25 protein-coding genes are annotated in these 26,429 nt (G+C 71.4%); 2 read left to right on the forward strand and 23 right to left on the reverse strand.

The window, feature by feature from the left end:
• Positions 1–83: 83 nt before the first annotated feature.
• Entirely contained in the window at positions 84–614 is a 531-nt protein-coding gene (ppa, locus tag VGT80_RS11985; RefSeq protein ID WP_327456084.1) for an inorganic diphosphatase, read from the forward strand.
• Here the strand turns inward: ppa and trmB are convergent.
• From trmB to mutS, 18 genes are all read right to left on the reverse strand, one after another.
• Positions 611–1,288 (reverse strand): tRNA (guanosine(46)-N7)-methyltransferase TrmB, encoded by a 678-nt coding sequence (trmB, locus tag VGT80_RS11990; RefSeq protein WP_327456086.1) that lies wholly within the window; start codon positions 1,286–1,288, stop codon positions 611–613. The two genes, ppa and trmB, sit on opposite strands and share 4 nt — an antisense overlap.
• Before the next feature lie 145 nt (positions 1,289–1,433).
• Positions 1,434–2,654, reverse strand: coding sequence for a methionine adenosyltransferase (gene metK, locus VGT80_RS11995; protein ID WP_327456088.1), 1,221 nt, complete (start codon positions 2,652–2,654; stop codon positions 1,434–1,436).
• A gap of 139 nt (positions 2,655–2,793) precedes the next feature.
• Complete coding sequence (locus VGT80_RS12000) at positions 2,794–3,210, reverse strand: helix-turn-helix domain-containing protein (RefSeq protein ID WP_327456090.1); 417 nt, start codon at positions 3,208–3,210, stop codon at positions 2,794–2,796.
• 33 nt (positions 3,211–3,243) lie between these two features.
• Positions 3,244–4,839 carry an apolipoprotein N-acyltransferase gene (gene lnt / locus VGT80_RS12005; RefSeq protein WP_414693909.1) on the reverse strand — a complete coding sequence of 532 codons (1,596 nt, stop codon included), beginning with the start codon at positions 4,837–4,839 and terminating at the stop codon, positions 3,244–3,246.
• Positions 4,836–5,672: a hemolysin family protein gene (locus VGT80_RS12010; RefSeq protein ID WP_327456094.1), complete on the reverse strand. Its 837-nt coding sequence runs from the start codon at positions 5,670–5,672 to the stop codon at positions 4,836–4,838. Before VGT80_RS12010 ends, lnt begins: the two co-directional genes overlap by 4 nt.
• 46 nt (positions 5,673–5,718) lie before the next feature.
• A complete protein-coding gene (gene ybeY, locus VGT80_RS12015; RefSeq protein WP_327456096.1) occupies positions 5,719–6,183 on the reverse strand; it encodes an rRNA maturation RNase YbeY in 465 nt (154 codons plus the stop codon).
• Entirely contained in the window at positions 6,180–7,127 is a 948-nt protein-coding gene (locus tag VGT80_RS12020; RefSeq protein WP_327456098.1) for a PhoH family protein, read from the reverse strand. Before VGT80_RS12020 ends, ybeY begins: the two co-directional genes overlap by 4 nt.
• Complete coding sequence (gene miaB / locus VGT80_RS12025) at positions 7,124–8,479, reverse strand: tRNA (N6-isopentenyl adenosine(37)-C2)-methylthiotransferase MiaB (protein ID WP_327456099.1); 1,356 nt, start codon at positions 8,477–8,479, stop codon at positions 7,124–7,126. The genes VGT80_RS12020 and miaB overlap by 4 nt, the downstream gene beginning before the upstream one ends.
• 51 nt (positions 8,480–8,530) lie before the next feature.
• A complete protein-coding gene (locus VGT80_RS12030) occupies positions 8,531–8,902 on the reverse strand; it encodes a Fur family transcriptional regulator (RefSeq protein ID WP_327456144.1) in 372 nt (123 codons plus the stop codon).
• A gap of 77 nt (positions 8,903–8,979) precedes the next feature.
• The gene (gene rimI / locus VGT80_RS12035) at positions 8,980–9,447 is read right to left on the reverse strand and encodes a ribosomal protein S18-alanine N-acetyltransferase (protein WP_327456101.1); all 468 of its coding nucleotides are present in this window, start codon (positions 9,445–9,447) and stop codon (positions 8,980–8,982) included.
• On the reverse strand, positions 9,444–10,070 hold the full coding sequence (gene tsaB / locus VGT80_RS12040) for a tRNA (adenosine(37)-N6)-threonylcarbamoyltransferase complex dimerization subunit type 1 TsaB (protein WP_327456145.1): 627 nt from the start codon (positions 10,068–10,070) through the stop codon (positions 9,444–9,446). The genes rimI and tsaB overlap by 4 nt, the downstream gene beginning before the upstream one ends.
• Before the next feature lie 13 nt (positions 10,071–10,083).
• On the reverse strand, positions 10,084–10,665 hold the full coding sequence (locus VGT80_RS12045; RefSeq protein WP_327456103.1) for a NifU family protein: 582 nt from the start codon (positions 10,663–10,665) through the stop codon (positions 10,084–10,086).
• Positions 10,666–10,738: 73 nt separating this feature from the next.
• Positions 10,739–11,773 (reverse strand): tryptophan--tRNA ligase, encoded by a 1,035-nt coding sequence (gene trpS / locus VGT80_RS12050; RefSeq protein WP_327456104.1) that lies wholly within the window; start codon positions 11,771–11,773, stop codon positions 10,739–10,741.
• A 127-nt stretch (positions 11,774–11,900) separates the two neighbouring features.
• The gene (gene murJ, locus VGT80_RS12055) at positions 11,901–13,562 is read right to left on the reverse strand and encodes a murein biosynthesis integral membrane protein MurJ (protein ID WP_327456105.1); all 1,662 of its coding nucleotides are present in this window, start codon (positions 13,560–13,562) and stop codon (positions 11,901–11,903) included.
• A gap of 79 nt (positions 13,563–13,641) precedes the next feature.
• Positions 13,642–15,411, reverse strand: a complete 1,770-nt coding sequence (locus tag VGT80_RS12060; protein ID WP_327456107.1) for a DEAD/DEAH box helicase — start codon at positions 15,409–15,411, stop codon at positions 13,642–13,644.
• A 94-nt stretch (positions 15,412–15,505) separates the two neighbouring features.
• Positions 15,506–18,334 (reverse strand): [protein-PII] uridylyltransferase, encoded by a 2,829-nt coding sequence (locus tag VGT80_RS12065; RefSeq protein ID WP_327456108.1) that lies wholly within the window; start codon positions 18,332–18,334, stop codon positions 15,506–15,508.
• Between the two features lie 37 nt (positions 18,335–18,371).
• The gene (locus VGT80_RS12070; protein WP_327456109.1) at positions 18,372–18,974 is read right to left on the reverse strand and encodes an HAD-IA family hydrolase; all 603 of its coding nucleotides are present in this window, start codon (positions 18,972–18,974) and stop codon (positions 18,372–18,374) included.
• Positions 18,975–18,991: 17 nt separating this feature from the next.
• Positions 18,992–21,679, reverse strand: coding sequence for a DNA mismatch repair protein MutS (gene mutS, locus VGT80_RS12075; protein ID WP_327456110.1), 2,688 nt, complete (start codon positions 21,677–21,679; stop codon positions 18,992–18,994).
• Between the two features lie 78 nt (positions 21,680–21,757).
• On the opposite strand from mutS, the gene VGT80_RS12080 reads away from it, so the two are divergent.
• Positions 21,758–22,303: a GNAT family N-acetyltransferase gene (locus VGT80_RS12080; RefSeq protein ID WP_327456111.1), complete on the forward strand. Its 546-nt coding sequence runs from the start codon at positions 21,758–21,760 to the stop codon at positions 22,301–22,303.
• 152 nt (positions 22,304–22,455) lie between these two features.
• Here VGT80_RS12080 and VGT80_RS12085 read toward each other — a convergent pair whose 3' ends face one another.
• From VGT80_RS12085 to tsaD, 5 genes are all read right to left on the reverse strand, one after another.
• Positions 22,456–23,505, reverse strand: a complete 1,050-nt coding sequence (locus VGT80_RS12085; protein WP_327456112.1) for a cell wall hydrolase — start codon at positions 23,503–23,505, stop codon at positions 22,456–22,458.
• Positions 23,506–23,676: 171 nt separating this feature from the next.
• On the reverse strand, positions 23,677–24,039 hold the full coding sequence (locus tag VGT80_RS12090; protein WP_327456113.1) for a Rieske (2Fe-2S) protein: 363 nt from the start codon (positions 24,037–24,039) through the stop codon (positions 23,677–23,679).
• Positions 24,026–24,304 (reverse strand): YciI family protein, encoded by a 279-nt coding sequence (locus tag VGT80_RS12095; protein WP_327456114.1) that lies wholly within the window; start codon positions 24,302–24,304, stop codon positions 24,026–24,028. Before VGT80_RS12095 ends, VGT80_RS12090 begins: the two co-directional genes overlap by 14 nt.
• The gene (locus VGT80_RS12100; RefSeq protein WP_327456115.1) at positions 24,304–25,293 is read right to left on the reverse strand and encodes an NAD(P)H-dependent glycerol-3-phosphate dehydrogenase; all 990 of its coding nucleotides are present in this window, start codon (positions 25,291–25,293) and stop codon (positions 24,304–24,306) included. The genes VGT80_RS12095 and VGT80_RS12100 overlap by 1 nt, the downstream gene beginning before the upstream one ends.
• Complete coding sequence (gene tsaD / locus VGT80_RS12105) at positions 25,290–26,381, reverse strand: tRNA (adenosine(37)-N6)-threonylcarbamoyltransferase complex transferase subunit TsaD (RefSeq protein WP_327456116.1); 1,092 nt, start codon at positions 26,379–26,381, stop codon at positions 25,290–25,292. Before tsaD ends, VGT80_RS12100 begins: the two co-directional genes overlap by 4 nt.
• Between the last annotated feature and the right edge of the window lie 48 nt (positions 26,382–26,429).

Genomic DNA, 26,429 nt, shown 5'->3' on the forward strand with positions numbered 1-26,429 from the left:
TTCGAGGCGACTGTCCGTCCGGCTTCGTCCTGGCGTCAAGCCCAGCTTTACTTGGCGCGGCGCTTGCCCCACATGCCGCCCCCATGGACCTCTCCAAGATCCCCGTCGGCCAGAACCCGCCCTACGACGTCAACGCTATCATCGAGATCCCGCAGGGCGGCGAGCCGGTGAAGTACGAGCTCGACAAGGAGAGCGGGGCGATCTTCGTCGACCGCTTCCTGCACACCGCCATGTTCTATCCGGGCAACTACGGCTTCATCCCCCACACCCTGGCCGACGACGGCGACCCGATGGACATCATCGTGGTGGGACCGACCCCGGTGGTGCCGGGCGCGGTGATCCGCTGCCGGCCGGTGGGGGCGCTGATCATGCGCGACGAGGCGGGCGGCGACGAGAAGATCCTGGCGGTGCCGGTGGACGCCCTGCACCCCTTCTATACAGGGGTGGATTCATGGCGGGCCCTGCCGGCGATCCTCACCGAGCAGATCGCCCACTTCTTCAAGCACTACAAGGATCTGGAGAAGAACAAGAGCGTCGACATCATCCGCTGGGCCGACCCCGAGGAAGCCGGCGACCTGATCCGCCAGTCCATCGAGCGGGCGAAGGCGGGCTAGATCCGCACGAAATCCAGGAACACCGGCGCGCAGTCGCCGAGGCGTTTTTCCTCGTAGCGCGTCGTGACGTGGTCGGCGGCGGGCCTGCGCCAGTCGTCGGCGCGTTCGGCGCTCCAGCGAAAGGCGGGGCTCGCGATGATCCGCTCCAGCGCCCAATCCACGTAGTGCGCGACGTCGGAGGCGAAGCGCAGCCGGCCGCCGGGTTGCAGCACCCGCGCCAGGTCGGCGAGCGTCTCGGCGTTCACCAGGCGGCGCTTGTGGTGGCGGGTCTTGGGCCAGGGGTCGGGGAACAGGATGAAGGCCCGCGCGATGCTGGCGTCGGGCAGATGTCCGATCAGCTCGCGGGCGTCGCCGTCCTGCAGCCGCACGTTCTGAAGGCCCTGCTCGTCGATGTGGCGCAGCGCGCTCGCCACCCCGTTCTGGAACGGCTCGGCCCCCAGAATCAGCACATCGGGATGGCGCTGCGCCTGGGCCGCCATGTGCTCGCCGCCGCCGAAGCCGATCTCCAGCCAGATCTCGCGCGCCGCGGGCGCCAGGGCGCGCGGATCGAACGGCTCGGCCGGGACGCGCAGGCGCGGCAACAGGGTCTCCAGCAGCGCCGCCTGCCTGGGCTTGATCGGCCGCGCCTTGATCCGGCCGAAGGTGCGCAGCTGGGGGTGTTCGGCGTCGGGCATCGACCCACTCTCTAATCCGTCATGGCCGGGCTTGTCCCGGCCACCCAGAAAAGCCGAGCTTCGCAAGATATCCTGCAGCGCCCGAGCATCTGGGTCGCCGGCACAAGGCCGGGGATGACGTCAAAAAGGGGAAGCGACGGCGTCCCTACGCCAAGCCGCGCAGCTGGTTCGACAGATCGGTGCGTTCCCAGGAGAAGCCGCCCTCGTTGTCCGGCGTGCGGCCGAAGTGGCCGTAGGCGGCGGTGCGGGCATAGATCGGGCGGTTGAGGCTCAGGTGCTCGCGGATGGCGCGCGGGGTGGCGCCGCCGATCATCTCCGGGAGGGCCAGCTCCAGCTTCGCCGGGTCGATCTCGCCGGTGTTGTGCAGGTCGACATAGAACGACAGCGGCTGGGCCACGCCGATCGCATAGGCGATCTGGATGGTGCACTTCTGCGCCAGGCCCGCGGCGACCACGTTCTTGGCCAGATACCGGCAGGCATAGGCCGCCGAACGGTCGACCTTGGTCGGGTCCTTGCCGGAAAAGGCGCCGCCGCCGTGCGGCGAGGCGCCGCCGTAGGTGTCGACGATGATCTTGCGCCCGGTGAGGCCGGCGTCGCCGTCCGGCCCGCCGATCTCGAAGCGGCCGGTCGGATTGACGTGCCACTTGGTCTTCCTGGTGATCAGCCCCTCGGGAAACACGCTCTCCACATAGGGGCGGATCTCCGCCTCGACGCGCTTGGGCGTGGCCGAGAGCAGGCCGATGCGCTTCTTGTGCTGGGTGGAGACGACGATCTGCAGCACCTCGACCGGCTGGCCGTCCTCATAGCGCAGGGTGACCTGGCTCTTGGCGTCGGGCTCCAGCACGCCGCACTCGCCGGAATGGCGGACCTCGGCCAGGCGGCGCAGGATGTTGTGCGAATACTGCAAGGTGGCCGGCATCAGCTCCGGCGTCTCGTTGCAGGCATAGCCGAACATGATGCCCTGGTCGCCGGCCCCCTCGTCCTTCTTCTCCGAGGCGTCGACGCCCTGGGCGATATGGGCCGATTGCGGGTGCAGGTAGCAGGCGTACTTGGCCTTGGCCCAGTGGAAGCCCTTCTGCTCGTAGCCGATGTCCTTGATCGCCTGGCGGACCTTGGGCTCCAGGCTCTTCACGATGTCCTTGGTCAGCGCCTTGTTCTCGGCCTTGGAGCCGCCGGGACGCCCCGCCCGGACTTCGCCGGCCAGCACGATGCGGTTGGTGGTGACCAGGGTCTCGCAGGCGACGCGCGCCTCCGGCTCGACGCTCAGGAAGGCGTCGACCACGGTGTCGGAAATCCGGTCGGCGACCTTGTCCGGGTGACCCTCGGACACGCTCTCGGAGGTGAAGATGTAGTTCGAACGGCTCAAGCGCTCTCTCCAAGGAAATCCAGGCCGCCGACATCCCCGCGGGCGGCCGCCTGACGAGGTCGCAAAGCCTATAAAGAAATCTTTATGTCCCGCCAAGCGCGGGTGGCGGCGAAGGTTGTTTTGACGCGCGGGGACCCGCTCAGGCCTCGACGCTCTCCGCCTCGGTGAGGGCGCGGACCAGTTCGACCAGTCTGCGGCGCAGGCGCGGGGTGGGGATGCGCGGGAAACAGGCCGCCAGCTCCAGGCCCTCGGGCGTCAGCAGGAAATCCTGCATGCTCGCCTGCGGCAGGCTGGCGTCGGCCTCGATCTCGGCGAGCCCGTCGTAGAAGTAGCCGATGCCGATCTTCAGCGCCTGGGCGAGCTCCCAGAGCTTCGAGGCGCTCACCCGGTTGGCGGCGCGCTCGTATTTCTGGATCTGCTGGAAGGTGACGCCCACCGCGTCGGCCAGGCGTTCCTGGCTGAAGCCCATTTCCTTGCGGCGCATGCGAATGCGCAGGCCCACATGCCGGTCCACCGGGTTGGGGCTGGTCGCGGCCGGGTCAACAAGCTTGTCCATGGCGGGCTTCTAAGTCGACGAACGGCCGCCGTGTCAATCGACCATCGTCCTTCGAGCCCGATCCGTGATCGCCACGATCGCCGAAATCGCCAGCATCAGGGCGAAGGCCAGATCGCCGAACCGGCCGTAGAGGGTCGGGCTCAGCGCCGGCGGCAGCCGGGCGTCGATGACGCCCAGTGCGCCCAGGCCCAGGCGGGCGTGCGGCAGGATGCGGCCATAGGCGTCCACGACCGCCGAGACGCCCGTCGGCGTGGCGCGGACGATCGGCAGGCCCTCCTCGATGGCGCGGTAACTGGCCTGGTTCAGGTGCTGCAGCGGCCCGCTGGTGGCGCCGAACCAGGCGTCGTTGGAGATGTTGAGGATCCAGGCCGGTCGCCGCCCGCTGCGCCGGATGGCCTCGCGGGTGAAGCCAGGGAACAGGGCCTCGTAGCAGATCACCGGCTGCAGGGCCGGGATCCCGGCCGGCGTCAGCGGCTGGGCCGGCGGGCCCGCGGTGAAGTCGTCGGGCATGTGCACCAGGCTGCGGAAGCCGATCTTCCCGGCCAGGGTCCCCAGCGGCATGTACTCCCCGAACGGGACCAGCCGATGCTTGTCGTAGATGCCGGTGACCCGCAGGCCGTCGGCCTCGCGCCGAAACGCCGCCAGGCTGTTGTAGTAGCCGACGCCGCCGTCCGGCTTCAGCTGGGCGCGGTTGACGCCCATCAGCAGGGTCTGACCCGGATCGAGCGCGTCGCGCAGCCGCGGCCCATAGGGCGAATCCGGCGCCAGCAGCTCGTCGATCACCGCGGGCAGGGCGCCCTCCGGCCAGACGATGATGTCGGGCCGCCCCGGCCCCGCCGTGCGGCTCAGGGTGACGTAGGTCTCGAAGATCTGCGCCAGGTTCTCCGGCTTCCACTTGGACTTCTGGTCGATGTCGGCCTGCACCACCCGGATCAGCGGCGCGGTGGGGGCCAGCGGCGCCGTATCGGCCAGCCGCGCCGCGCCGAAGGCGTACAGCAGCCCGAGGAAGCCGGCGATCACCGCCCCCGTCACCAGCTTCTCGAGGCGGCCCATGCGGTCGAACAGCAGCGCCGGCGTGGCGGCCAGTGCGATGGTGTACCAGGAGAGGCCATAGGCTCCGACCAGGGAGGCCGCCTGCGAGGGCATGGAGCCCGCCGCCCAGGTCTCGCCCGGCAGGTCCCAGGGGAAGCCCGTCAGCACGTGGCCGCGCAACCATTCGGCCAGGGCCAGACAGCCGGCGAAGACGAACACGCGGGCCAGGCCGCGGTGGGCGATCCAGCGGTAGGCCAGCGCCGCCGCGCCCCAGAACAGCGCCAGGCCGCCGGCCATCAGCGGCAGCGCGATGGGCGCCATCCAGGCCTGGTTCTTGGCGTCCACGAAGAACGGCTCGACGATCCACCAGCAGCCGACGCCGAAATAGCCGAGGCCGGCCAGCCAGCCGCGCAGGAAGGCTTGGCGCAGGGGATGTTCGCCGCCGGCACGGTCGCTGAGGCCGAGCAGCAGGGCGTAACCCAGCAGGCCCGGCAACACGCCAAACGGCGGATGGGCGAAACCGGCCGCAAGTCCTGCGCAGAGCGCCCACAGCCGGGTGGTCCAGACGGATGACGGGGCCGGCACGCGGGCGATCAGGCCGAGGCGCCGGGCGGGCCGGTCCGGCGGACCCGCACGCGCTTCACCCGACGGGGATCGGCGGAGAGCACCTCGATCAGATAGCCGCCGGGATGGGGGATGGTTTCGCGCTTTTGCGGCACGCGGCCGGCCAGCGCATTGACCAGGCCCGCCACCGTGTCGATCTCCTCGTCGAGGTCCGGCGGCGCGAGGTCGACGCCCGCGCCCAGCGCGGCCTCCAGCTCCTCCAGCGGCGTGCGGCCATCGGCGATCCAGCCGCCACCGTCCTCGACGACCGGGGCCACGCCGTCCTCGTCGGCGTCGTCGTGCTCGTCGGAGATGTCGCCGACCAGCTTTTCCAGCACATCTTCCAGGGTGACCAGTCCGTCGGTGCCGCCGAACTCGTCGATCACCAGGGCCATGTGGGTGCGCCGATTGCGCATCAGGGCCAGCAGGTCGGCGGCGGGCATGGCGCCGGGCACATAGAGCACCTCGCGCACCAGGTTGCGGCGGGTCTGCAGCACCTTGTCGGCGGGCTTGGGCTTGCGGGTCTTCTGAGCCAGCAGCTTGAAGACGTCCTTGACGTGGACCACGCCCACCGGCTCGTCGAGCGTGTCCCTATAGACCGGCATGCGGCTGTGCTCGGCCTCGACGAAGCGGTCGACGATCTCGGCGAAGGTGCAGCTGCGCGAGACGCCCACGATGTCCGCGCGCGGCTTCATCACGTCGTCGACGTTCAGCTCCTCGAAGGCCCGGGCCTGGCTGACCAGTTCGTCGGTGGCGTCGGCGGCGGCCTCCTCCTGCGGCGTCGGCGGCTCGGGCTCGACGCGGCGGAAGCGGTCGAAGAACCCCATCAGCCCCCGTCGTCGAGGGGGTTCGGGCGCACGGCCGGGGTCCGGGTCAGTCATGGTCTCCCTCGCCGGCCGCGTAGGGGTCGGACACCCCCAGCGAGGCCAGCACGACGCGCTCCAGGCCCTCCATCTCGTGGGCCTCCGGATCGGTCATGTGGTCGTATCCTAGAAGGTGCAGCACCCCATGCGCCACCAGATGCTGCAGATGGGCGGCCAGCGGCTTGCCCTGGTCTGCCGCCTCGCGCGCGCAGGTCTCGTAGGCCAGCGCCACGTCGCCCAGGTGCTGTTCGCGATTGGGCAGGGCCGGGAAGGACAGCACATTGGTGGGCCTGTCCTGCTGGCGGAAGCGTTCGTTCAGCGCCTGCACCGCCAGGTCGTTGGTGAGCAGGACCGTCAGGTTGCGGTCCGACAGATGTTCGTAGGCCAGCACCGCTTCGGCGGCGCGCCGGGTCAGGCTCTCGGCGTCGGCTTGCGCGGCGGTCCAGGCGGCGTCTTCGATCTCGATGTCGATCAAAAGCTGCGCCCGCGCTTGGCCGCATCGGCGTCGTAGGCCCGCACGATCCGCTCGACCAGTGGGTGGCGGACCACATCCTCGGCCGAGAAGCGGATGATGCCGATGCCCTTCACGTCGTCCAGCAGGCCGACGGCGTGGGCGAGGCCGCTGTCGTTGGGATTGACCAGGTCGATCTGGGTCGGGTCGCCGGTCACCACCATGCGCGCGCCCTCGCCGATGCGGGTCAGCACCATCTTCATCTGCAGCCGGGTGGCGTTCTGCGCCTCGTCGACGATGATGAAGGCGTGGCTCAGCGTGCGGCCACGCAGGAAGGCGATGGGCGCGACCTCGATCTCGCCCTTCTCGCGCCGGCGGCGCAGCTGCTCGGCGCCCAGGATATCGGTCAGCGCCTCCCAGACCGGCGCCATGTAGGGATCGACCTTCTCGGTCAGGTCGCCCGGCAGAAACCCCAGCCGCTCGCCGGCCTCGACCGCGGGACGCGAGACGATCAGCCGGTCGACCTCGCCGCGCAGCAACAGGCCCGCGCCGTGCGCCACCGCCAGGAAGGTCTTGCCGGTGCCGGCCGGGCCCAGGCCGAACACCAGCTCGCAGTTGCCGAGCGCCTCAAGATAGCGCGCCTGGGCGGCGGTCTTGGGCGCCACCTGGCCGCGGCGGCCGACCGGCAGGGCACCGGGCGCGCCGCCGGACTTGGCCTGACCGATGGCGACGCGGATGTCCGCCTCGGCGATGTCCAGCCCCTGGTCGGCGCGTTCGGCGACCAGTTGCACGGCCTTCTTGGCCTGGGCGCGCGCCTTGGCGTCGCCCGACACCGACACCCCGCCGCCGGGCGTCTCCACCAGCACGCCGAAGGCGTCCTCGATCAGGGCGGCGTGGCGGGAATTGGCGCCGGCCACCGCGCGCACCGCGGCGTCGGACAGGTGGATGAACTCGGGCGCGCGGCTCAAGCTGGCTCCAGTTCCAGCGCGCCGGCCAGGCTGTTGCGGGCAGCGCTTTCGATACGCACCGGAACGATCTGGCCGAGCAAGCGATCCGGCGCGGTCACATGCACCGACTGCAGATAGGGGCTGCGGCCGATCAGCTGGCCGGGGTTGCGCCCTGGTTTCTCGAACAGCACGTCCAGCCGGCGGCCCGCCTGCGCGGCGTTGAACGCGGTCTGCTGGTCCTCGATCAGCGCCTGCAGCCGATGCAGCCGCTCATCCTTGACCTCTTCGGCCACCTGGCCCGGCATGGCGGCGGCCGGAGTGCCTGGACGGCGGGAATATTTGAACGAGAAGGCGGCCGCATAGCCGATCTCGCGGATCAGCGAGAGCGTCGCCTCGAAGTCGGCGTCGCGCTCGCCGGGGAAGCCCACGATGAAATCGCCGGAGATGGCGATGTCCGGCCGGGCGGCGCGGATACGTTCGATGAGGCGCAAATAGCTCTCGGCGGTGTGCGCCCGGTTCATGGCCTTCAGCACCTTGTCCGAGCCGGACTGCACCGGCAGGTGCAGGTAGGGCATCAGCTCCGGGATCTCGGCGTGGGCCGCGATCAGGGCGGCGTCCATGTCGCGCGGATGGCTCGTCGTATAACGGATGCGGTCGAGCCCCGGGATTCTCGCCAGCCGCCGCACCAGGGCCGCCAGACCGCCCCCCTCCTTGATACCCGGGCCGGCATAGGCGTTGACGTTCTGGCCCAGCAGGGTGACCTCGCGCACGCCCTGCTCGGCCAGGCCCCGCGCCTCGGCCTCGATGGCCTGCGCCGGCCGCGACCACTCCGCGCCGCGCGTATAGGGCACCACGCAGAAGCTGCAGAACTTGTCGCAGCCCTCCTGCACGGTCAGGAAGGCGGTGACGCCGGTCGGCCGGCGCGCCGCGGCCAGGGCGTCGAACTTCGCTTCCGGCGAGAAGTCGGCAGCCAGCCGTTCGCCCCGCGCCCGATGCGCCCGGGCGATCAGCTCGGGAAGCTGGTGATAGGCCTGCGGCCCCACGACGAGGTCCACGGCCGGCTGCCGCCGCATGATCTCCTCGCCCTCGGCCTGGGCGACGCAGCCCGCGACCGCGATGGTCATGGTCGAGCCCTCGGCGATGCGGGCCTCCTTCATCTCGCGGATCTTGCCGAGCTCGGAATAGACCTTCTCGGTGGCCTTTTCGCGGATGTGGCAGGTGTTGAGCACCACTAGGTCGGCGGTCTGCGGATCGTCCGTCAGGCCGTAGCCCAGAGGGCTCAGCACGTCGGCCATGCGCTCGCTGTCATAGACGTTCATCTGACAGCCGTAGGTCTTGATGAAGAGGCGCCTGGTGGGCGCAGGGGCGGACATGGCGCGGTTATGGGGTTGGCGGCGGGGCGGTGCAAGTCGGGCGGCGGGCGCCTATTCCTCGATCGGCACGCCGTAGAGCTCCAGCCGGTGGTCCACCAGCCGGTAGCCGAGCTTCCTGGCGATGGCCTCCTGCAGGGCCTCGATCTCTGCGTCGACGAACTCCACGATCTTGCCGGTCTTCATGTCGATCAGATGGTCGTGGTGGACCTCGGGCTGCTCCTCGTAGCGCGCGCGGCCGTCGCGCAGGTCGAGGCGGGAGATGATGTCAGCCTCCTCGAACAGGCGGACGGTGCGATAGACCGTGGCGATCGAGATGTGCGGGTCGATGGCGTGCGCCCGGCGGTGCAGCTCCTCCACGTCGGGGTGGTCATGGGCGTCCGACAGCACGCGGGCGATCACCCGGCGCTGGTCGGTCATGCGCATGTTCTTCTCGATGCAGAGCTTCTCGATACGGTCCGACAAAAGGGGCTCCCGACTGCCTCTTGGGTTGCAGGATAGGGCTAAGCGGGCGTCGCGTTAAGGTCGAGCCGCATGACGAGCGCGTCGGCCAGTCCTCGCGCGCCGCGGTCGTAGTAGCCCTTGCGCGTCCCGGCCCGGCGGAATCCGAGGCTGGCGTAGAGGCCGGCCGCCGCGGCGTTGTCCACCGCCACCTCCAGGAAACAGGCCCTGGCCTTGGCCTGGCGCGCGGCCGCCAGGGCCGCGGCCATCAGGGCCTTCGCCACGCCGCGGCGGCGCGCCTCGGGCCGCACGCCGATGGTCAGAACCTCCATCTCGTCGGCGGCGATGCGGCACAGGATGACGCCCAGCGGCCGGCCATCGGCGGCCAGGAAGCCGAACACGCCCTCGCCCTCGAGCAGGTCCTCGAAATCCTCCTCGCGCCAGGGCGGATCGAAGGCGCCGGCGTGGGCTTGGGCCATGGCCGCCGCGTCCGCCGGCGTCGTCCAGGACACCTTCATCGGCACGGTCATGCCGGCAGCTTCGCGTCCGGCGCGCGCAGGTAGAGCGGCGTCAGCGGGCCTGGCGCCCGCCCCGTGGCGAGCCGCGCCACCTGGCGGGCGTCGGCGCCGTCCAGGGAAAGGATGCGGGCGGCAGGGACCATGGACGCCAAGAGGTGCGCGCCGGAGCCCATCAGAGTGACGGGACGCCCCATGGAGATCTCCGCCAGGCGGGCCGCGGCGGTTTCGATCGTCATGGCGTCCGGCGCCATCAGCGGCCGCCCGTCCTCGAACGCCTGGCCGTAGAGCTGGTCGCGCCGCGCATCGATGGCGGCGAACACCAGGCCGTCCGCCTCGGCGGCCAGGGCTTCCAGCGTGCCGATGCCGACGCCGGGGATGCCCAGCGCCGAGGTCAGGCCCTTGGCGAAGGCGATGCCCACGCGAAGGCCGGTGAACGAGCCCGGTCCGACGGTGACGGCGATACGCTCCAGCCGGTCGAAGCTGAGTCCCGCCTCAGCCATCACCGCCTGCGCCATGGGCGCCAGGCGTTCCTGATGGCCCCGCGCCATCACCTCGCGGGCCTGCGCCAGCACCCGCTCGCCGTCCAGCACGGCGACCGAGCAGCTTGCCAGACAGGTGTCGAGGCCCAGGACGATCACGCCGCCGCTTCTAGAGCGTTTGTTCGACCCGCGTCACTTCCGGGACGTAGTGCTTGAGCATGTTCTCGACGCCCGAGCGCAGGGTGGCGGTGGAGGAGGGACAGCCCGAGCAGGCGCCGCGCATGTTGAGCCAGACCACGCCGGTCTCCGCGTCGAAGCGGCTGAACAGGATGTCGCCGCCGTCCTGCGCCACCGCGGGGCGGATGCGGGTGTCCAGCAGGTCCTTGATCTCGGCGACGATCTGGGCGGTCTCGCCTTCGTAGGTTCCCTCGTCGTGGCCGGTCGCCTCGCTCCCAACATCGCCTTGGCCGGCGAACAGCGGCTGGCCGGAGGTGAAGTGGTCCATGATGGCCGCCAGGATCGGCGCCTTCAGGTGCGCCCAGTCTGTGGCCTCGGTCTTGCCGACGGTCAGGAAGTCGGCGCCGAAGAACACCCGCTCGACGCCCTCCAGGGCGAACAGCTCGGCGGCCAGGGGCGAGGCCTTGGCGGCCTCGGCGTCGCGGAAGTCGCGCGACCCCTCGCCCATGACCTCGCGGCCGGGCAGGAACTTCAGCACCTCGGGGTTCGGCGTGGCTTCGGTCTGGATGAACATGGGCCAGATGTGGCCCCTGAACGCCTCGCGCGCAACCCGCCCCGCCCTACGCGAAGCGAGAGGGGAGAGGCGTTCAGGAGTTCCAGAACCCGACGATCTTCCTCACCTCGGCCATGGTCGGCGCCGCCAGCGCCCGCGCCCGCGCCGCGCCGTCGCCGAGGATGCGGTCGATCTCGGCGGGGTCGGCCAACAGGCGGCGCATCTCCCCCCCGATCGGGCCCATCACCGAGACGGCGAGGTCGGCGAGCTTGGGCTTGAACGCCCCGAAACCCTGGCCGGCGAACTCGCTCAGCACCTCCTGGGCGGTCCGGCCCGCGAGCGCGGCGTAGATCGACACCAGGTTCAGCGCCTCGGGCCGCGCGGCCAGGTCGTCGAGCTTTTCCGGCAGCGGCTCGGCGTCGGTGCGGGCCTTGCGGACCTTCTGGGCGATGGCGTCGGCATCGTCGGCGAGGTTGATCCGCGAATAGTCCGAGGGGTCGGACTTGGACATCTTCGCCTGGCCGTCGCGCAGGCTCATCACCCGCGCGCCGGGCCCTTGCGTGAGCGCGTCGGGCAGGGGGAAGAAGCCCGGGACCTCGAAGTCGTGGTTGAACTTCGCCGCGATATCGCGCGTCAGCTCCAGGTGCTGGCGCTGGTCCTCGCCCACCGGCACGGCCGTGGCCTTGTAGAGCAGGATGTCGGCCGCCTGCAGCACCGGATAGGCGTAGAGGCCCACGCTGGCGCGCTCCTTGTGCTTGCCGGCCTTGTCCTTGAACTGGGTCATCCGGTCGAGCCAGCCGACGCGGGCCACGCAGTCGAACACCCAGGCGAGCTCGGTATGCTCGGGCACCGCCGACTGGGCGAAGATGGTGGCGACCTTGGGGTCGAGGCCGGTGGCCAGATAGGCCGCGGTGATCTCCCGCACCTGATCCTTCAGCCGGGCCGGGTCCTGCCATTCGGTGATGGCGTGCTGGTCGGCCACGAAGATGAAGGTCGGGATCTCGTGCTGCAGGCGGGCGAATTTCACCAGGGCGCCGAGATAGTTGCCCAGGTGCAGGTCGCCGGTGGGCTGCACGCCGGAGAGCACGCGCTGGGGTCCCTGATAGGGAGCCGGGGCTTGGTCGGTCATGATCTGTGGCTTCAATCGAAGTGGACGCGCGGGCGCAAGGCCCGAATGATCGGGGATCAGCGGATCAGGGCCGCCATCGCCAGCAATTTGTCGCGCCGAAGGTCATGCCTGAGCCTCTACGGCAGGCTCAGACGCCCGACAAGTCTTCCACCGGCTCGGCCTTCTGGCCCCGCCGCCGGCGGAACGCGGTCCTGATCTCGGTCAGCGTCAGTCCGCCAAAGGCGAACAGCAGGAAGGGATAGGCGCCGCCGGCCAGGCCGCAGACCAGCACGATCGCCAGTTCCTTGGCGTGGTGGAAGGAGACGGGCGCCAGCAGGTGCTGGATCTGGCCGCGATAGTGCGAGGCGACGCCGAGCATGACGCCCATGGCCAGGCTGGCCGCCACGATCCGGATGATCTTGGAGACGGCCGCGGCGCCTGGCGTGTAGTGGCCCGAGCTGTGCAGCCGCATGGCCATCATGATGACGTTGACCCACCAGGCCACCGCCGTGGCCGCGGCGATGCCGGCCACGCCCATCAGCTGGAACAGGGTGACCCCCAGAACCAGGTTGACCACCACGGTGATCAGGCCAAAGCGCATCGGCGTCTTGGTGTCCTGGCGGGCGAAGAAGGCGCGGTTGAAGATCTGGGCCAGGACGAAGGCCGGCACGCCCCAGCCGTAGAACAGCAGGGCGCTGGCCGTCTGGTGGGCGTCGGCGGTGGTGAATTCGCCGCGCGTGTAGAGGGCGTCGATCAGGAAGAAGGGGATTGCGGCCAGGGCCGCCGCCGCCGGCAGGCAGAGCGCCAGCGCGAAGACGATCGCCTGATCCATGGCCGCCCGCGTGGCGTGCCGGTCGTCGGCGCTGGCGGCGCGGGAGAGCTGCGGCAGCAGGGCCACCCCGATGGCCACGCCCACCAGGCCCTGCGGCAGCTGGTAGAGCCGGTCGCAGACCGTGAGCCAGGTCCGCGCGCCGTTCACCTGGCTGACCAGCACGCCGGAGACGAAGATGTTGATCTGGGTGGCGCTGGCGGCGATGGCGCCGGGAACGGCCAGCATGATCAGCTTCTTGATCTCGGGCGTCAGCCTGGGCCAGCGGAAGCCCACGTGCGCGCCGGCCCGCTTGCAGCCCCACCAGAGCAGCGCCGCCTGGGTGATGCCGGCAAGGATCACGCCCACCCCGCCCCATTCCGCCGCCTGCACCGGCGACTTGGCCGGCAGCACGGTGACCAGGGTCCAGAGGTTCAACAGGATCGGCGCCGCGGCCGACAGGATGAAGCGGTTGCGGGCGTTCAGCACGCCCGACAGGTGGGCGTAGATCGCCATGCACGGCAGGTAGGGCATGGTGATCATGGTCAGCACGATCGCCAGGTGGAACTTCGCCGGATTGGACGCGAAGCCCGGCGCGATCAGGTACATCAGCCACGGCATGGTCAGCTCGGCCACGACGGTCAGCGCCAGGGTCGCGGCGGCCAGCACCGCCATGGCGTCGGCCGCCAGCACGTCGGCCACCTCTTCGCCATCGTTCTCCAGGCTGCGGGCGTAGGACGGCACGAAGGCGGCGGCGAAGGCGCCCTCGGCGAAGATTCGCCGGAACAGGTTTGGGAAGGCGAGCGCGGTGTTGAACGCGTCGGCCGCGATGGTCGCGCTGGCGCCCATGGTCGCGGTCAGCGCCAGGTCCCGGGCGAAGCCCACGAACCGGCTGATCAGGGTGAACCCCGAATAGATCATCGACGAGCGGATCAGGCCGCCCGACTTCACGGAATTCGGCTTCGCCGCGTGGGGCTTCGGGGCGGCGGCGGGCTCGGTCACGGGAATCGGCGTCTCGGTCACGACGGCAAGCTAGCGTGGGATGCTCAGCCGCGCGCGCAGCAAATTGGCGCGGCGGGGTTCAGCCATTGGCCTTGCGACGCTTGGGCTTGTGGGCCTTGGGCGGCGGGCCATCGCGACGCGGCGGCGCGCCCGGCCTGGGCTTCACCACCGGGCCGGCGCCGGTCCTGGGCGGCCCGGAGCGAGGCGCCCGGGGGCCCGGGGCGCCGGCCGGCTCGACCCGCATGTCGCCGCCGGCGCTGGCGGCCTTGATCGCTTCGCGGAAGCGTGGCTCCGCCTCGCGGCTGATCTCGAACTTGGTCTCGCGGTCGAAGATGCGGATCTCGCCGATGTCCTTCTTGGTCACGTGGCCCACCCGGCAGATCAACGGCAGGATCCACTTGGGATCGGCGTTGTTGGTGCGTCCGACCGCGATGCGGAACCAGGCGCCGCCGTCGCTCGTGGCGTAGTCGTCCGAGCCGCGTCGCTCGCGGCGCTCTGTCCGCTCCGGCCTCGGCCCGCGGGTATCGGGCGCCCGGTCGCGGACGTCGTCGAACATCTCCTCCGGCTCGGGCAGCCGGGCGCGGTGCAGGCGGATCAGGGCGGCGGCCACCGCCTCGGGGCTGCGGTCGGCGAGGATGCGGCCTGCCAGCGCCAGGTCCTCCGGCGTCGGCGTCTCGTTGAGGATCGGGTCCTCCAGCAACCGGGCCTGGTCCTTGGCGCGGATCTCCTCGGCCGACGGCGGCCCGGACCATTCGGCCTCGATGCCGGCGGTCTCCAGCAGCCGCTCGGCGATCCGGCGCTTGGTGTAGGGCACGATGACCACCGAGACGCCCTTGCGCCCGGCGCGACCGGTGCGTCCGCTGCGGTGGAGCAGGCCCTGCTTGTTGGCCGGCAGGTCGGCGTGGATGACCAGGCCCAGGTCCGGCAGGTCGAGGCCGCGCGCCGCCACGTCGGTGGCCACGCAGGCCCGCGCATGGCCGTCCCTCAGCGCCTGCAACGCGTCGCTGCGCTCCTTCTGGGAGAGCTCGCCGGACAGCGCCACGGCCGCGAAGCCGCGTTCCCTCAGCGCGCCATAGAGGTGCCGCACCCGCTCGCGGGTGGCGCAGAACACCAGGGCCCCGGGGCTCTCGAAATAGCGCAGCACATTGACGACGGCGTTCTCCACCTCGTTGGGGGCGACGCGCACGGCGCGGTATTCGATGTCGCCGTGCTGTTCGTCGCGGCGCGTCGTGTCGATCCGGACCGCATCGCGCTGGTAGCGCCGCGCGAGCGTGGCGATGTCCTTGGCGATGGTGGCGGAGAACAGCAGCGTCCGGCGCTCGGTCGGGGTGGAGTCGAGGATCTCCTCGAGGTCTTCGCGGAAGCCGAGGTCGAGCATCTCGTCAGCCTCGTCCAGCACCACGACGCGCAGGGCGGAGAGATCCAGGTTGCCGCGCTCGATGTGGTCGCGCAGGCGTCCGGGCGTCCCGACCACCAGGTGCGTCCCGGCGGCGAGCGCCCGCTGCTCGCGCCGCGCGTCCATGCCGCCGACGCAGGTCTCCACCCGCACGCCGGTCTCGGCATAGAGCCAGGCCAGCTCGCGGCTCACCTGCATGGCGAGCTCGCGGGTGGGGGCGATCACCAGGCCCAGCGGCGCGCCGGCGCGCCCGAACCGCTCCGCCTCGCCCAGCAGGGGTGCGGCCGCCGCCAGGCCGAACGCGACGGTCTTGCCCGAGCCGGTCTGGGCCGAGACCAGGAGGTCATGGTCGGCCGGCGCGGCCAGCACGGCGGCCTGCACCGGCGTCGGCTCGCGGTAGCCTTGCGCCTGGAGCGCCTGGGCCAGAGCGGGGTGGGTGACGGGGAACGGCATGGGGGGTCCTTGGGGCCGCCTCACCAGAACGCGGGCGGAGGCGCCTTGGATCGGAGAGCGGCGCGGAAAGCAAGCCTTGTCACCGGGTGCGACCCTAGCGCGCGACGCTGGCGCGGGCCCGCTGCAGGTGGCTGCGGCGCCCCGGCGTGGCCTCGTCGTCGGGCTCGGCAAGCGCCGTCAGCACCGCGGCGCGGACGCTGTTGCGCCGCCGGCCGTCGCTGAGTTTCCCGCCCTTGGCGTCCACCACATAGAAGGCGTCGACCGCCCGCTCGCCATAGCCGTCGATATGCGCCGAGACGATCGAGAGGCCGGCGTCGGACAGGGTGCGGGCGAGCGCGGCCAGCAGGCCCGGACGGTCGCGGCCAGAGGCCTCCACCACGGTCGCGGTTTCGGAGGCGTCGTTGTCGAAGGTGACCGAGGGGGTGATGTCGAAGGCGGCGCTGCGGCCGAGGTCGGCGGCGCGGCGCGGCTCGCGCGGCAGGGGCTCGCCGCGGGCGGCGGCCTCCAGGGCCTGGATCAACCGCCGGAGCGCGCGGGGGTCCTGCTCGCCAAAGGACTCGCCCGCCGCGTCCTGCACGTTGAACACGTCCAGCGCCTGGCCGGTGCGCGAGGTGAAGACCCGGGCGCCGACGATATTGCCGCCGCAGCCCGTGATCGCCTCGGCGAGATCGACGAACAGCCGCGGGCGGTCGGCGGCGGCCACGGACACCTCGGCGGCGTTTCGCTCGGCCCGCACCCGGCCCTCGGCCGCGGCGCCTGCGGACGCCTGGGCCTTGGCCGCCAGGTGGGCGTGAGCCAGCACCTCGGCTTCGGTGAAGGCGGTGAAATAGGCGTCTTCCATGGCGTCGGCCCAGGGCTCGGCGGCGGCGTCGGTCTTGGCGAGCGCCACGCGCGCGTCGTAGGCGGCGTTCTCCAGATAACGGCGCAGCGCCGCGGCGGCGGCTTCCGACCCGCGTCCGCCGCGGAACACCGCCTCGGTGGCGCGGTATAGCTCGCGCATCAGCTGGCCCTTCCAGCCGTTCCAGACGCCCGGACCCACCGCCCGGATGTCGGCGACGGTCAGCACCAGCAACAGGCGCAGCCGCTCCGGCGTCTCCACGATGCGCGCGAAGTCGCCGACCGTTCGGGGGTCCGAGACGTCGCGCTTCTGGGCGAAGTCGCTCATCACCAGGTGGTGCTCCACCAGCCAGGCGACCAGCTCGATCTTCGAGCGCTCCAGGCCCAGGCGCTCGCAGGCCTGGCGCGCGGCCCGGGCGCCGGCCTTCTCCTGGCCGCCCGCCCCGCCCTTGCCGGTGTCGTGCAGCAGCATGGCCAGGAACAGGGCTTCCTTGTCCTCCACCAGCGGCATCACCGCGGTCGACAGCGGATGGTCCTCGGCGAAGCGCCCGGCCGCGATGTCGGCGATCACGCCGACGGCCCTGAGCGTGTGCTCGTCCACCGTATAGGAGTGGTACATGTTGAACTGCATCTGGGCGACGATGCGTCCGAACTCCGGGACGAAGCGGCCGAGCACGCCGGCCTCGGTCATCAGGGTCAGCGTCCGTTGCGGGTCGCGCCCGCGGGCCAGGATATCCAGGAACACCTTGGCCGCATGGCGGTCGCGCCGCACCGCCGAGGTGATCGCCGCCGCCGCCCGGGTGGCTGCGGTGAAGGCGTCGGGGTGCAGGTCGAGGTTCCGCTCGTCGGCGATCTTGAACAGGCGCAACAGGTTGATCGGATCGGCCTCGAACACCTCGATCCCGTCCACGTCAAGCCGCCCGCCCACCTCGTGGAAGCCGGCCACGTCCAGCGGTTTGCGCTTCAGCTTGCGGCCGGGCAGCAGACGCGACAGCCCCCTCGGCGCGCTCTTCACCCGCTCGGCCTCGAGCTTGGCGGCGAACACGCGGGTCAGGGCGCCGACCTCCTTGGCGATCAGGAAATAGCGCCGCATGAACCGCTCGACGGCCGGGTTGTCGGGCCGGTCGCCATAGCCCATCCGCCGGGCGATCTCCGGCTGCAGGTCGAAGGTCAGCCGCTCCTCCGGCCGGCCGGTGGCGAAGTGCAGGTGGCTGCGCACCGCCCACAGGAAGTCGAACGAGCGGATGAAGGCGCGCACCTCGCGGCCGGTGAACATCTCCAGCTGCAGCACCTTCTCGATGCTCTCGCCGGGATGCAGGTACTGGGCGATCCAGAACAGGGTGTTGAGGTCGCGAAGCCCGCCCTTGCCCTCCTTGACGTTGGGCTCGACCATGTAGCGGCTGGCGCCGGCGCGGGCATGGCGCTCGTCGCGCTCCTTCAGCTTGGCGGCCACGAACTCGGCGCCGGTGCCCTTCACCACGTCATGGTGGAAGCGCTTCATGAGCTCGGCGGCGAGCGCCGCGTCGCCGGTCAGCCGCCGCGCCTCCAGGATCGAGGTGCGGATGGTGAAGTCCTCGCGGGCGAGCTTGATGCACTCCTCGATGGTCCGCGAGGCGTGGCCCACTTTGAAGCCCAGGTCCCACAGGGCGTAGAGCATGAATTCGATCACGCTCTCCACGTGGGCGGTCTGCTTGTAGGGGCGCAGGAACAAGAGATCGATGTCGGAGAAGGGCGCCAGGGTTCGCCGCCCGTAGCCGCCCACGGCCAGTAGCGCCAGCCGCTCGCCCTCGGTGGGGTTGCGGGCGCGGAACACGTGCACGGTAGTGAAGTCGTAGAGCGCCGAGACCACCTCGTCGGTGACGTCGGAGAGCAGGCGCGAGGTCTCGATCCCGCCGGCCCCGTTCTCCAGCCGCTCCTTGGCGATCATCCGGCCGCGGAACAGGGCGGCCTTGAGAATCTCCAGCGCCGCCTTGCGCTGCGCGATCTCGTCGCCCAGGTGCTCCAGCGCCGCCCCGCTGAGCTGGGCGCGCAGCTTCACCCCGTCGACGACGTGCTCGATCCGTGTAGGGCGCAGGCGGGGCGGCATGGGATGGATATAGGTCAAATCGCAGGTCGGCGCAGGACTACAAAACCCCGCCGATTGCGATCCGTTCGCGGGCGAGCACTTCCGCCAGCCGCCCGGTCCCGTCCCACAACGCGCCGCCCCAGCCGGCCGCGCGGGCGCCCTCGACGTTCTCGGACTTGTCGTCGAGCAGCGCTATCTGGGCGGGAGCAAGCCCGGTCCGCTGAACGATCGCCTCGAAGAACGCGGCGTCCGGCTTCGCGCAGCCGAGATCAGCCGAATAATGCATCGCGTCGAACTGCTGGTTAAGCCCGAGGCGTATCCAAAGGTACGCTGCGCGCAGATGCTCCTGAACGGTGGCGAGATGCAGTGCGACACCGTGCGAGCGCAGGTTGGCGAGAGCCTTCAGCAGGGCGAGATCCAGCACCGCGTCCTTCGCGAACCAGTAGGTGGTCAAGGCATCGCAACTCAGGTGCGGCGCATGTTCGGCCAGCACCGGCCCCAGCCGCTCGCGCAGCCCGGCGCGACCCTCCACCACATCTCGCCAATGTGGCTTGAAGAAGTGCTCGTCCAGCACGGTGCGAGAGAGCCCGAGGTCTTCCTTGAGGTTTGCCGCCCAGCCCCCGGGCGGCGGGGTGACAACCACTCCGTCCACGTCGACCATCAGGGCCGTGAGCCGCCTCAGGAGAGCAGCCCCCTGAGCTTGTAGAGCGCGTCCATGGCCTCGCGCGGGCTCATGCTGTCGGGGTCGAGCGCCTTGAGCGCCTCCTCGACCATGCTGGGGCCATAGCTGGCGGGGGGCTCGGCCACGGCGGCGAACAGCGGCAGGTCTTCGAGGTGCGCCGGCGCGCCGGCTTCGCGCTCCAGGCGCTCCAGCACCTCGCGGGCGCGGGCCACCACGGCGGGCGGCACGCCGGCCAGCTTGGCGACCTGCACGCCATAGGACCGGTCGGCCGGACCGGGTCCCGCCTCGTGCAGGAAGATCAGCTCGCCGTTCCACTCCTTGGCCCGCAGGCTGAGGTTGCCGACGTAGGCGAGGCGCCCTTCGAGGGTCGCCAGCTCATGATAGTGGGTGGCGAACAGGGCGCGGCAACGGTTCACTTCGTGCAGCGCCTCGGCGCAGGCCCAGGCGATGGCGAGGCCGTCGTAGGTCGCCGTGCCGCGGCCGATCTCGTCGAGGATCACCAGCGAGCGCGGCGTCGCCTGGGTCAGGATAGCGGCGGTCTCCACCATCTCGGCCATGAAGGTCGAGCGGCCACGCGCCAGGTCGTCGCCGGCCCCCACGCGGCTGAACAGCTTGTCGACCACGCCCAGCCGCAGACGCTTGGCCGGCACGTAACACCCGGCTTGCGCCAGGACGGCGAGCAGCGCGTTCTGGCGCAGGAAGGTCGACTTGCCGGCCATGTTCGGCCCGGTGACGATGGCGAGCCGGGCGCCGCCCGCCCCCGTCCCGTCGAGCCGGCAATCGTTGGGCGTGAAGGCCTCGCCCGCCCGTTTCACGGCGGCTTCCACCACCGGATGGCGCGCCGCCTCCGCCTCGAAGGCCGTCGAGCGGTCGACCGTGGGCCGGGATGCGCCGGCGTCCTGCGCCCACTCCGCCAGCCCCGCGGCCACGTCCAGCTGGGCGGCGGCCTCGGCGGCGGCCTGGACGCCGGCCGCGACCCCGATGGCGGCTTCGCGCCAGGCCTCGAAGGTCTCGATCTCCATGCCCAGCGCCCGCTCGGCCGCCTGGGCGATGCGGGCGTCCAGTTCCGCCAGCTCGACGGTGGTGAAGCGGACCTGGTTGGCGAGCGTCTGGCGGTGGATGAAGGTGGCGTTCAGCGGCGGCTGCATCAGCGGCTCGGCCGCCTTGGCGGTGGTCTCCACGAAATAGCCGAGCACGGCGTTGTGGCGGATCTTCAGGGCGACCCGGCTTTCCGCCGCCAGGCGGGCCTCGAGCTGGGCGATCACGCGGCGGCTGTCGTCGCGCAGGCTCCGCGCCTGGTCGAGTTCGGGCCGCACGCCCGGGGCCACGAAGCCCCCATCGCGGGCCAGCGACGGCAGGTCGTCGCCGAGCCCTTCCTTGAGCAGGGCGCGGAAGGCGGCGAGTTCGGCGTGCAGCGCCGGGTTCAGGGCCCGCAGGGCGTCGGCGATCTCCAGCGGCGGCTGCACCAGCGGGTCGCGCATGGAGGCGAAGAGGGCGGTGAGCTGCTCGGCGGTGGTGAGGCCGTCGCGCAGCGCGCCCAGATCCCGCGGACCGCCACGGCCCAGCGCCAGGCGCGAGAGGGACCGCGCCATGTCGCCCATGGCCTTCAAGAGTTCGCGCAGCCGCTGGCGCTGCGCCCGGTGTTCCAGAAACCAGCCCACGGCGTCCAGCCGCGCGTCGATCGCCCCCGGATCCAGCAGCGGCCGGGCCAGCCGCGAGGCCAGCAGACGCGCGCCAGGCGCGGTGATGGTCCGGTCGACGGCCGCCAGCAGCGAGCCGTCGCGGCCGCCGGAGGTCGATCGCTCGATCTCCAGGCTGGTCCGCGTCGCCGGGTCGATGACCATGACGTCGGCCTCGCCGGCCCGGCGCGGCGCCGACAGGGCCGGCAGGCGGCCGGCCTGGGTGGTCTCAAGGTGGGCGGCGATCAGGCCCAGCGCCGAGATCTCCGCGCCCGACAGCGCGCCGAACCCGTCCAGGGTCTCGACGCCGTAGAGCCGCTTGAGCCGCGCTTCCGAGGCGCCCGGCTCGGCCAGCGCCTGCGGCAGGGGCTGCACGAAGCCGCCCGCCGCCTTGAGGGCCGCCGACACCGCCTCATCGGCGAACAGGCGGTCGGGGACGAGGATTTCAGAGGGCGAAAGCGCCGCCAGGGCCGAGGCCAGGCCGGAGACCTGGCAGGCCAGGCATTCCACCTCGCCGGTGGAGAGCTCCACCGCCGCCACCGCCGCGCTCCCCGCCCGCACCGCGACGGCCGCCAGCCGGTTGGCCCCGCGGGCGTCGAGCAGACCTTCCTCGGTGAGGGTTCCTGGCGTCACCACCCGCACCACGTCGCGCCGGACCACCGACTTCGATCCGCGCTTCTTCGCCTCGGCGGGGTTTTCCATCTGCTCGCAGACGGCGACCTTGAAGCCCGCGCGGATCAGCTTGGCGAGATAGGCCTCGGCGGCATGCACCGGCACCCCGCACATGGGGATCGGCTCGCCGCCGTGCTGGCCGCGGGCGGTGAGCGTGATGCCGAGCGCCGCGGCGGCCTTGCCTGCGTCCTCGAAGAACAGCTCGTAGAAATCGCCCATGCGGAAGAACACCAGGGCGTCCGGCTGGCGCGCCTTGGCCTCGAAGAACTGCGCCATCACCGGCGAGGCGCCGGCGGCGGGGTCGAGCTCGGCTGGGGGCGCTTGCGCGTTCATGGACCGCCCACGCTAGCGGTTGGGGTGAGTCGGGTCAGCCCCTTGAACCTGGCGCGAACAGCGCCAAGCTGTGGAAGGATGTCGCAATCCCGTGGAGCGTCTTCGTCCGTCCTGATCCTGCCCGCCGGCCCGGCCGACGCGGAGGCCCTGGCGCGCGTGCACGTGAAGTCCTGGCGCGAGACCTACCGGGGCCTGCTGCCCGACGCCTACCTGGCCCGCATGAGCGAGGTCGACTTCGCCCGCCGCTTCCGCAGGGCGCTGACCTTTCCCGGTCCGCACGAGGTGACCCTGGCGGTGGCCGCGCCGCAGGGGCTGCTGGGCTACGCCCAGGGCGGGCCGTCGCGGGCCGGCGTCGAGGCCGAGGCGGAGATCGCGACCCTCTATGTCCTGCGCCAGGCGCAGGGCCTGGGCGCCGGCCGGCGGCTGCTGATCGGCACGGCCCGCGCGCTCGCCGCACAGGGCGCGCGGTCGCTCGCCATCTCGGTGCTGCGCGACAACATCCGCGCCCGCGGCTTCTACGAGCATCTCGGCGGCCGCGCCGACGCCGCGCGGCCGCAACGCGGTCCCGGCGGCGTGCACCAGGAGGTCACGTACAGGTGGCCGGATATCGGCGTGCTCACCTGAGCTGTCATCCCGGTTTCGGCGCAGCCGAAGACCGCGACCCCTAAGCGCCAGATGTCGGCAGGGATTGTAGGCGTCGCCGCTGCGCGATCTCTTGACGCATCGGCGTTGGGGGACCCGGTCTTTGCTTCGCAAAACCGGGATGACAGCCGAGTTTAGAAGCCCGAGGCCCCCGGCATGGCGATCCGCGGCGCGGTCTTGGTCTTCGGCCGGCCCTGCCAGTCGAGCTCTTCCGGCTTGACGATGGCCGACGCGTCCTTGGTGGCCGAGGCCGCGGTGATCATGTCGTTGGTCTTCTCGGCGACCGCGACCTTGGTCGTGGCCGGCGCGTCCGGCGCGTGGGCGGAGACGGCGGAGCCGAGGTCGGTGGTGGCGCCCACGATCGAGGCGCGGGTCTGGGCCTTGCCGATATTGTCGAGGGTGGCGATCTTCAGGCTGCCCGCCTCGCCGCCGGCATAGTGACCGCCGAACGCCGGCGGCAGGCCCGCGCCGCCCGTCCAACGATAGAAGATGTGCTGTCCCACCACCGCCACCTTGACCAGGGTCGGGCTCCAGTAGGGCGCGACGTATTCGGCGTGATAGTGCGTGGCCTCACCGACCTGCTTCATGACGTAGCCGTTGAGGGCGGCCTCGGCGACCTTGCGGGCCCGCGCCCAGGCGACCTCGTCGGGCTTGCGCGCCAGCGCCCCGTCGCAGGTGAAGGTGAACTGGCAGCCGCCGCCGGTGCGATCGGCGCCTTGGAACACCACGCCGCAGACGGTCTTCGGGAAGGCCGGATGGCGCATGCGGTTGAGCACCACCTGGGCCACGGCCCGCTGGCCCTCGGCGCTTTCGAAGCCGGCCTCGTAGTAGATGGCGGCGGTCATGCAGTCGGCGGCGCGGGCCGCGTCGAGCACGCCCTCGGTGTTCAGCTTGAACGGCTTGGCGGCCGGGTTCGAGCCCTTGGCGATGGGGTTGGCGGCGTTCCAGCGGCGCGCCTGGTCGGGGTTCAGGTCCTGCAGGCGGATGACCGGGGCGTCAGGCGCCTCCGCGCCGGGCGCGGCGGCGGTCTGGACCTGGGCGGTGGCGGCCGCGATGGGCGCCAGTCGCACGGTCGCCAGCCTGGGCGCCTCCTGCGACGGGACCGCGGCGATGCCGACGCCGGCGCTCATCATCAGGACGACAGCGAGCTGCGCGCCGGCCAGGTGAATGGCGTCGTCACGCATCAACAGTGTCCGCAGACGATGAAGCACGCCGCCCCCAACAGGTCTTGCCCTGGTAGCGCGACCCAATAGGCGCTGGCGCGGCTCGAGGCGAATCAATTTTAACCCCCGCTTAACTGTCTCATCGCGAGACAGGTGCAGATTCAATGCACTAACGGGGCCGGTTGAGACCCTTCAGGCCGTGAACAGCGCGCCGTCGCGCAGGGCCACCGGCCAGTCCTTCAGATGATCGCCCACGCAGGGCCCCGCCACGCAGAGCCCATCCAGCCGGAACAGCGCGCCGTGCCCGGCGCACAGGATGTGGGCGTTGTCGCGCGTCAGGTAGCGGTCGTCGAAGGAGCCCAGCGGCCAACTGGCGTGCGGGCAGCTGTCCACATAACCGCGCAGCAGATCCCCCGCCCGCACCACGAAGCCCGCGAACAGCCAGCGCTCCGCGCGGAACCGGAAACCCCTCGCCCCCGGGTCGGCGATCTCGTCCAGCCCGCAGAGGCGCAGGCCCGCGGCGGGCCGGGCCGGGTTTTCGCTAGAGCTTGGCAAGCGTGATCCTGAACGGCCGGATCTCCACCGACGCCCAGAGCCCGGCCTGGGTATAGGGATCGGCGGCGTTGAACGCCTTGGCGGCGGCCAGATCTTCGACCTCCACGATCATCAGCGAACCGGCCATGTCGCCCGCCTCGTCCAGGAACGGACCGCCCAGCTTCAGCGGCTGGTCCTTCACCCAGGCCAGGTGATCCTCGCGGGCGGCCATCCGCACCGGCAGGGCGCCGGGCTTGTCGAGGCAGGTCAGCACGAACAGCGGCATCAGCTTTCTTCCCTCAACGGCCGGGCGAGCAGGCCCTGGATGGCGTCGTCCACGCCGATATGGCCGGTCAGGATCGCGGCGGTCGCGTCACAGATCGGCACGTCGACGCCGAGCTTGCGGGCGAGGTCGCGGACGGCCGGGGCGGAGGCCACGCCCTCGGCCACCGACAGCTTGCCCGACAGCGCCGCCTCGAGGGTCTCGCCGCGGCCCAGCGCCAGGCCGACGCTCATGTTGCGCGACTGCGGGCTGGAGCAGGTGAGCACCAGGTCGCCCAGGCCGCAGAGTCCGGCCACGGTCTCGGCTTCGCCGCCCAGCGCCACGGCGATGCGGGTCAGCTCGGAAAAGCCGCGGGTGATTAGCGCGGCGTGCGCGCTGCGGCCCAGGCCGCGGCCTTCCACGATGCCGCAGGCGATGGCCAGCACGTTCTTGATCGCCCCGCCCGCCTCGGCGCCGATCATGTCGCCGGAGGTGTAGGGCCGGAACGCCGGCGTCGCGATGGCTTCGGCGAGCCGCCAGGCCAGGTCCTCGTCGGGGCAGGCCAGGGTGATGGCGGTGGGCAGGCCGCGCGCCACCTCGCCGGCGAACGATGGGCCCGACAGCACCGCCGGCGCCGCCTGCGGGATGGTCTCGGCCAGCACCTGGGTCATCAGCTTCAGCGAGCCCTGCTCGATGCCCTTGGCGCAGAGCACGATGGGCACGCCCGGCTCGACCTGGGGGCTGAGGGTTTCGAGCGTGGCGCGCAGGTGCTGCGCCGGCGCCACCGCCAGGATGAACTCGGCCCGGGCCAGGTCGACGACGTCGTGGCTGGCGCGCACCCCGGCGTCGAGGCTCACGCCGGGCAGGAACAGCCGGTTCTCGTGATGAGTGTTGATGTCGGCCACCACCTCGGGCTCGCGGGCCCAGAGCACGGTCTCCAGCCCGGCCCGCGCGCAGACCTGAGCGAGCGCCGTGCCCCAGGCCCCGCCGCCGATCACGCCAGCTCGCTTCATGCTTTCGCGCCTTTGCGGCCGGGGGCGTGGGTCGGGCTCAGCCGCGCGGCGGCCTCGTCCAGCGGCCAGCGCGGCCGGGCCGGGGCGTCCAGCGGATCGCTCAGGCCCAGCGCCAGCCGCTCGGCGCCGGCGAGCGCGATCATGGCGGCGTTGTCGGTGCAGTAGGCGAGCGGCGGGGCGGTGAAGCTGAAGCCGCGGGCGGCGGCGGCCTCCATCAGGCGCGACCGGACGGTGGCGTTGGCGGCCACCCCGCCGGCCACGACGAAGCGCAGGTTCCGGCCTTCCTGCTCGTGGGCGTAGAGCGCCATGGCGCGATCGGACCGCTCGGCCAGCTGGCGGGCGATCGCGGCCTGGACGGCGGCGGCGAGGTCGCGGCGTTCATCGTCTGTCGTGAGGCCTTCCGCCAACCGCGCGGCGGCGGTCTTCAGGCCGGAGAAGGAGAAGTCGCAGTCCTTGCGGCCCAGCAGCATGCGCGGCAGCGCGAAGCGCTGCGCATCGCCGCCCTCAGCCAACCGCTCCAGCGCAGGCCCCCCGGGGTAGGGCAGCCCAAGCGTCTTGGCGATCTTGTCGAAGGCCTCACCGGCCGCGTCGTCGATGGTCGAGCCCAGCCGGCGGCAGGCGCCCACACCCTCCACCACCAGCAGCTGGCAATGGCCGCCGGACACCAGCAGCAGCAGGAAGGGATAGGCAACGTCGGCCGCCAACCGCGCCGAGACCGCATGGCCCTCCAGGTGGTTCACGGCGACCAGCGGCAAGCCGCGGGCCAGCGCCACCGCCTTGCCGAACGACAGCCCGACCATGACGCCGCCCACCAGGCCAGGACCCGCGGTCGCCGCGACGCCGCTGAGATCGCCATAGTCCAATCCAGCGTCGGCCAGCGCGCGGCCGGCGACGGCGTCGATGGATTCCACGTGCGCGCGGGCGGCGATCTCCGGCACCACGCCGCCGAACGGCGCGTGGGCCGCGATCTGGCTGGCCACCACCGAGGATAGCACCTCGACCTGCCCCGCGGCTGTGCGACGGACCACGGCGGCGGCGGTCTCGTCGCAGCTGGTCTCCAATCCGAGGACGGTCTGGCTCAGGCTCATCCGGTTGCCGCTCGCGCCCGGCTCCTGTAGCGAGGCGATCTCCTAAGA

Source organism: Phenylobacterium sp. (assembly GCF_035944335.1).
Classification (GTDB): domain Bacteria; phylum Pseudomonadota; class Alphaproteobacteria; order Caulobacterales; family Caulobacteraceae; genus Phenylobacterium.

Excerpts from the sequence above, each read along its gene's own strand:
- ppa (WP_327456084.1), top strand. The coding sequence starts at position 84 with ATGGACCTCTCCAAGATCCCCGTCGGCCAGAACCCGCCCTACGACGTC.
- trmB (WP_327456086.1), bottom strand. The coding sequence starts at position 1,288 with ATGCCCGACGCCGAACACCCCCAGCTGCGCACCTTCGGCCGGATCAAG.
- VGT80_RS12000 (WP_327456090.1), bottom strand. The coding sequence starts at position 3,210 with ATGGACAAGCTTGTTGACCCGGCCGCGACCAGCCCCAACCCGGTGGAC.
- VGT80_RS12010 (WP_327456094.1), bottom strand. The coding sequence starts at position 5,672 with ATGGGGTTCTTCGACCGCTTCCGCCGCGTCGAGCCCGAGCCGCCGACG.
- miaB (WP_327456099.1), bottom strand. The coding sequence starts at position 8,479 with ATGTCCGCCCCTGCGCCCACCAGGCGCCTCTTCATCAAGACCTACGGC.
- VGT80_RS12030 (WP_327456144.1), bottom strand. The coding sequence starts at position 8,902 with ATGCGCATGACCGACCAGCGCCGGGTGATCGCCCGCGTGCTGTCGGAC.
- rimI (WP_327456101.1), bottom strand. The coding sequence starts at position 9,447 with ATGACCGTGCCGATGAAGGTGTCCTGGACGACGCCGGCGGACGCGGCG.
- VGT80_RS12045 (WP_327456103.1), bottom strand. The coding sequence starts at position 10,665 with ATGTTCATCCAGACCGAAGCCACGCCGAACCCCGAGGTGCTGAAGTTC.
- trpS (WP_327456104.1), bottom strand. The coding sequence starts at position 11,773 with ATGACCGACCAAGCCCCGGCTCCCTATCAGGGACCCCAGCGCGTGCTC.
- VGT80_RS12060 (WP_327456107.1), bottom strand. The coding sequence starts at position 15,411 with ATGCCGTTCCCCGTCACCCACCCCGCTCTGGCCCAGGCGCTCCAGGCG.
- VGT80_RS12065 (WP_327456108.1), bottom strand. The coding sequence starts at position 18,334 with ATGCCGCCCCGCCTGCGCCCTACACGGATCGAGCACGTCGTCGACGGG.
- VGT80_RS12070 (WP_327456109.1), bottom strand. The coding sequence starts at position 18,974 with ATGGTCGACGTGGACGGAGTGGTTGTCACCCCGCCGCCCGGGGGCTGG.
- mutS (WP_327456110.1), bottom strand. The coding sequence starts at position 21,679 with ATGAACGCGCAAGCGCCCCCAGCCGAGCTCGACCCCGCCGCCGGCGCC.
- VGT80_RS12080 (WP_327456111.1), top strand. The coding sequence starts at position 21,758 with ATGTCGCAATCCCGTGGAGCGTCTTCGTCCGTCCTGATCCTGCCCGCC.
- VGT80_RS12085 (WP_327456112.1), bottom strand. The coding sequence starts at position 23,505 with ATGCGTGACGACGCCATTCACCTGGCCGGCGCGCAGCTCGCTGTCGTC.
- VGT80_RS12095 (WP_327456114.1), bottom strand. The coding sequence starts at position 24,304 with ATGCCGCTGTTCGTGCTGACCTGCCTCGACAAGCCCGGCGCCCTGCCG.
- VGT80_RS12100 (WP_327456115.1), bottom strand. The coding sequence starts at position 25,293 with ATGAAGCGAGCTGGCGTGATCGGCGGCGGGGCCTGGGGCACGGCGCTC.
- tsaD (WP_327456116.1), bottom strand. The coding sequence starts at position 26,381 with ATGAGCCTGAGCCAGACCGTCCTCGGATTGGAGACCAGCTGCGACGAG.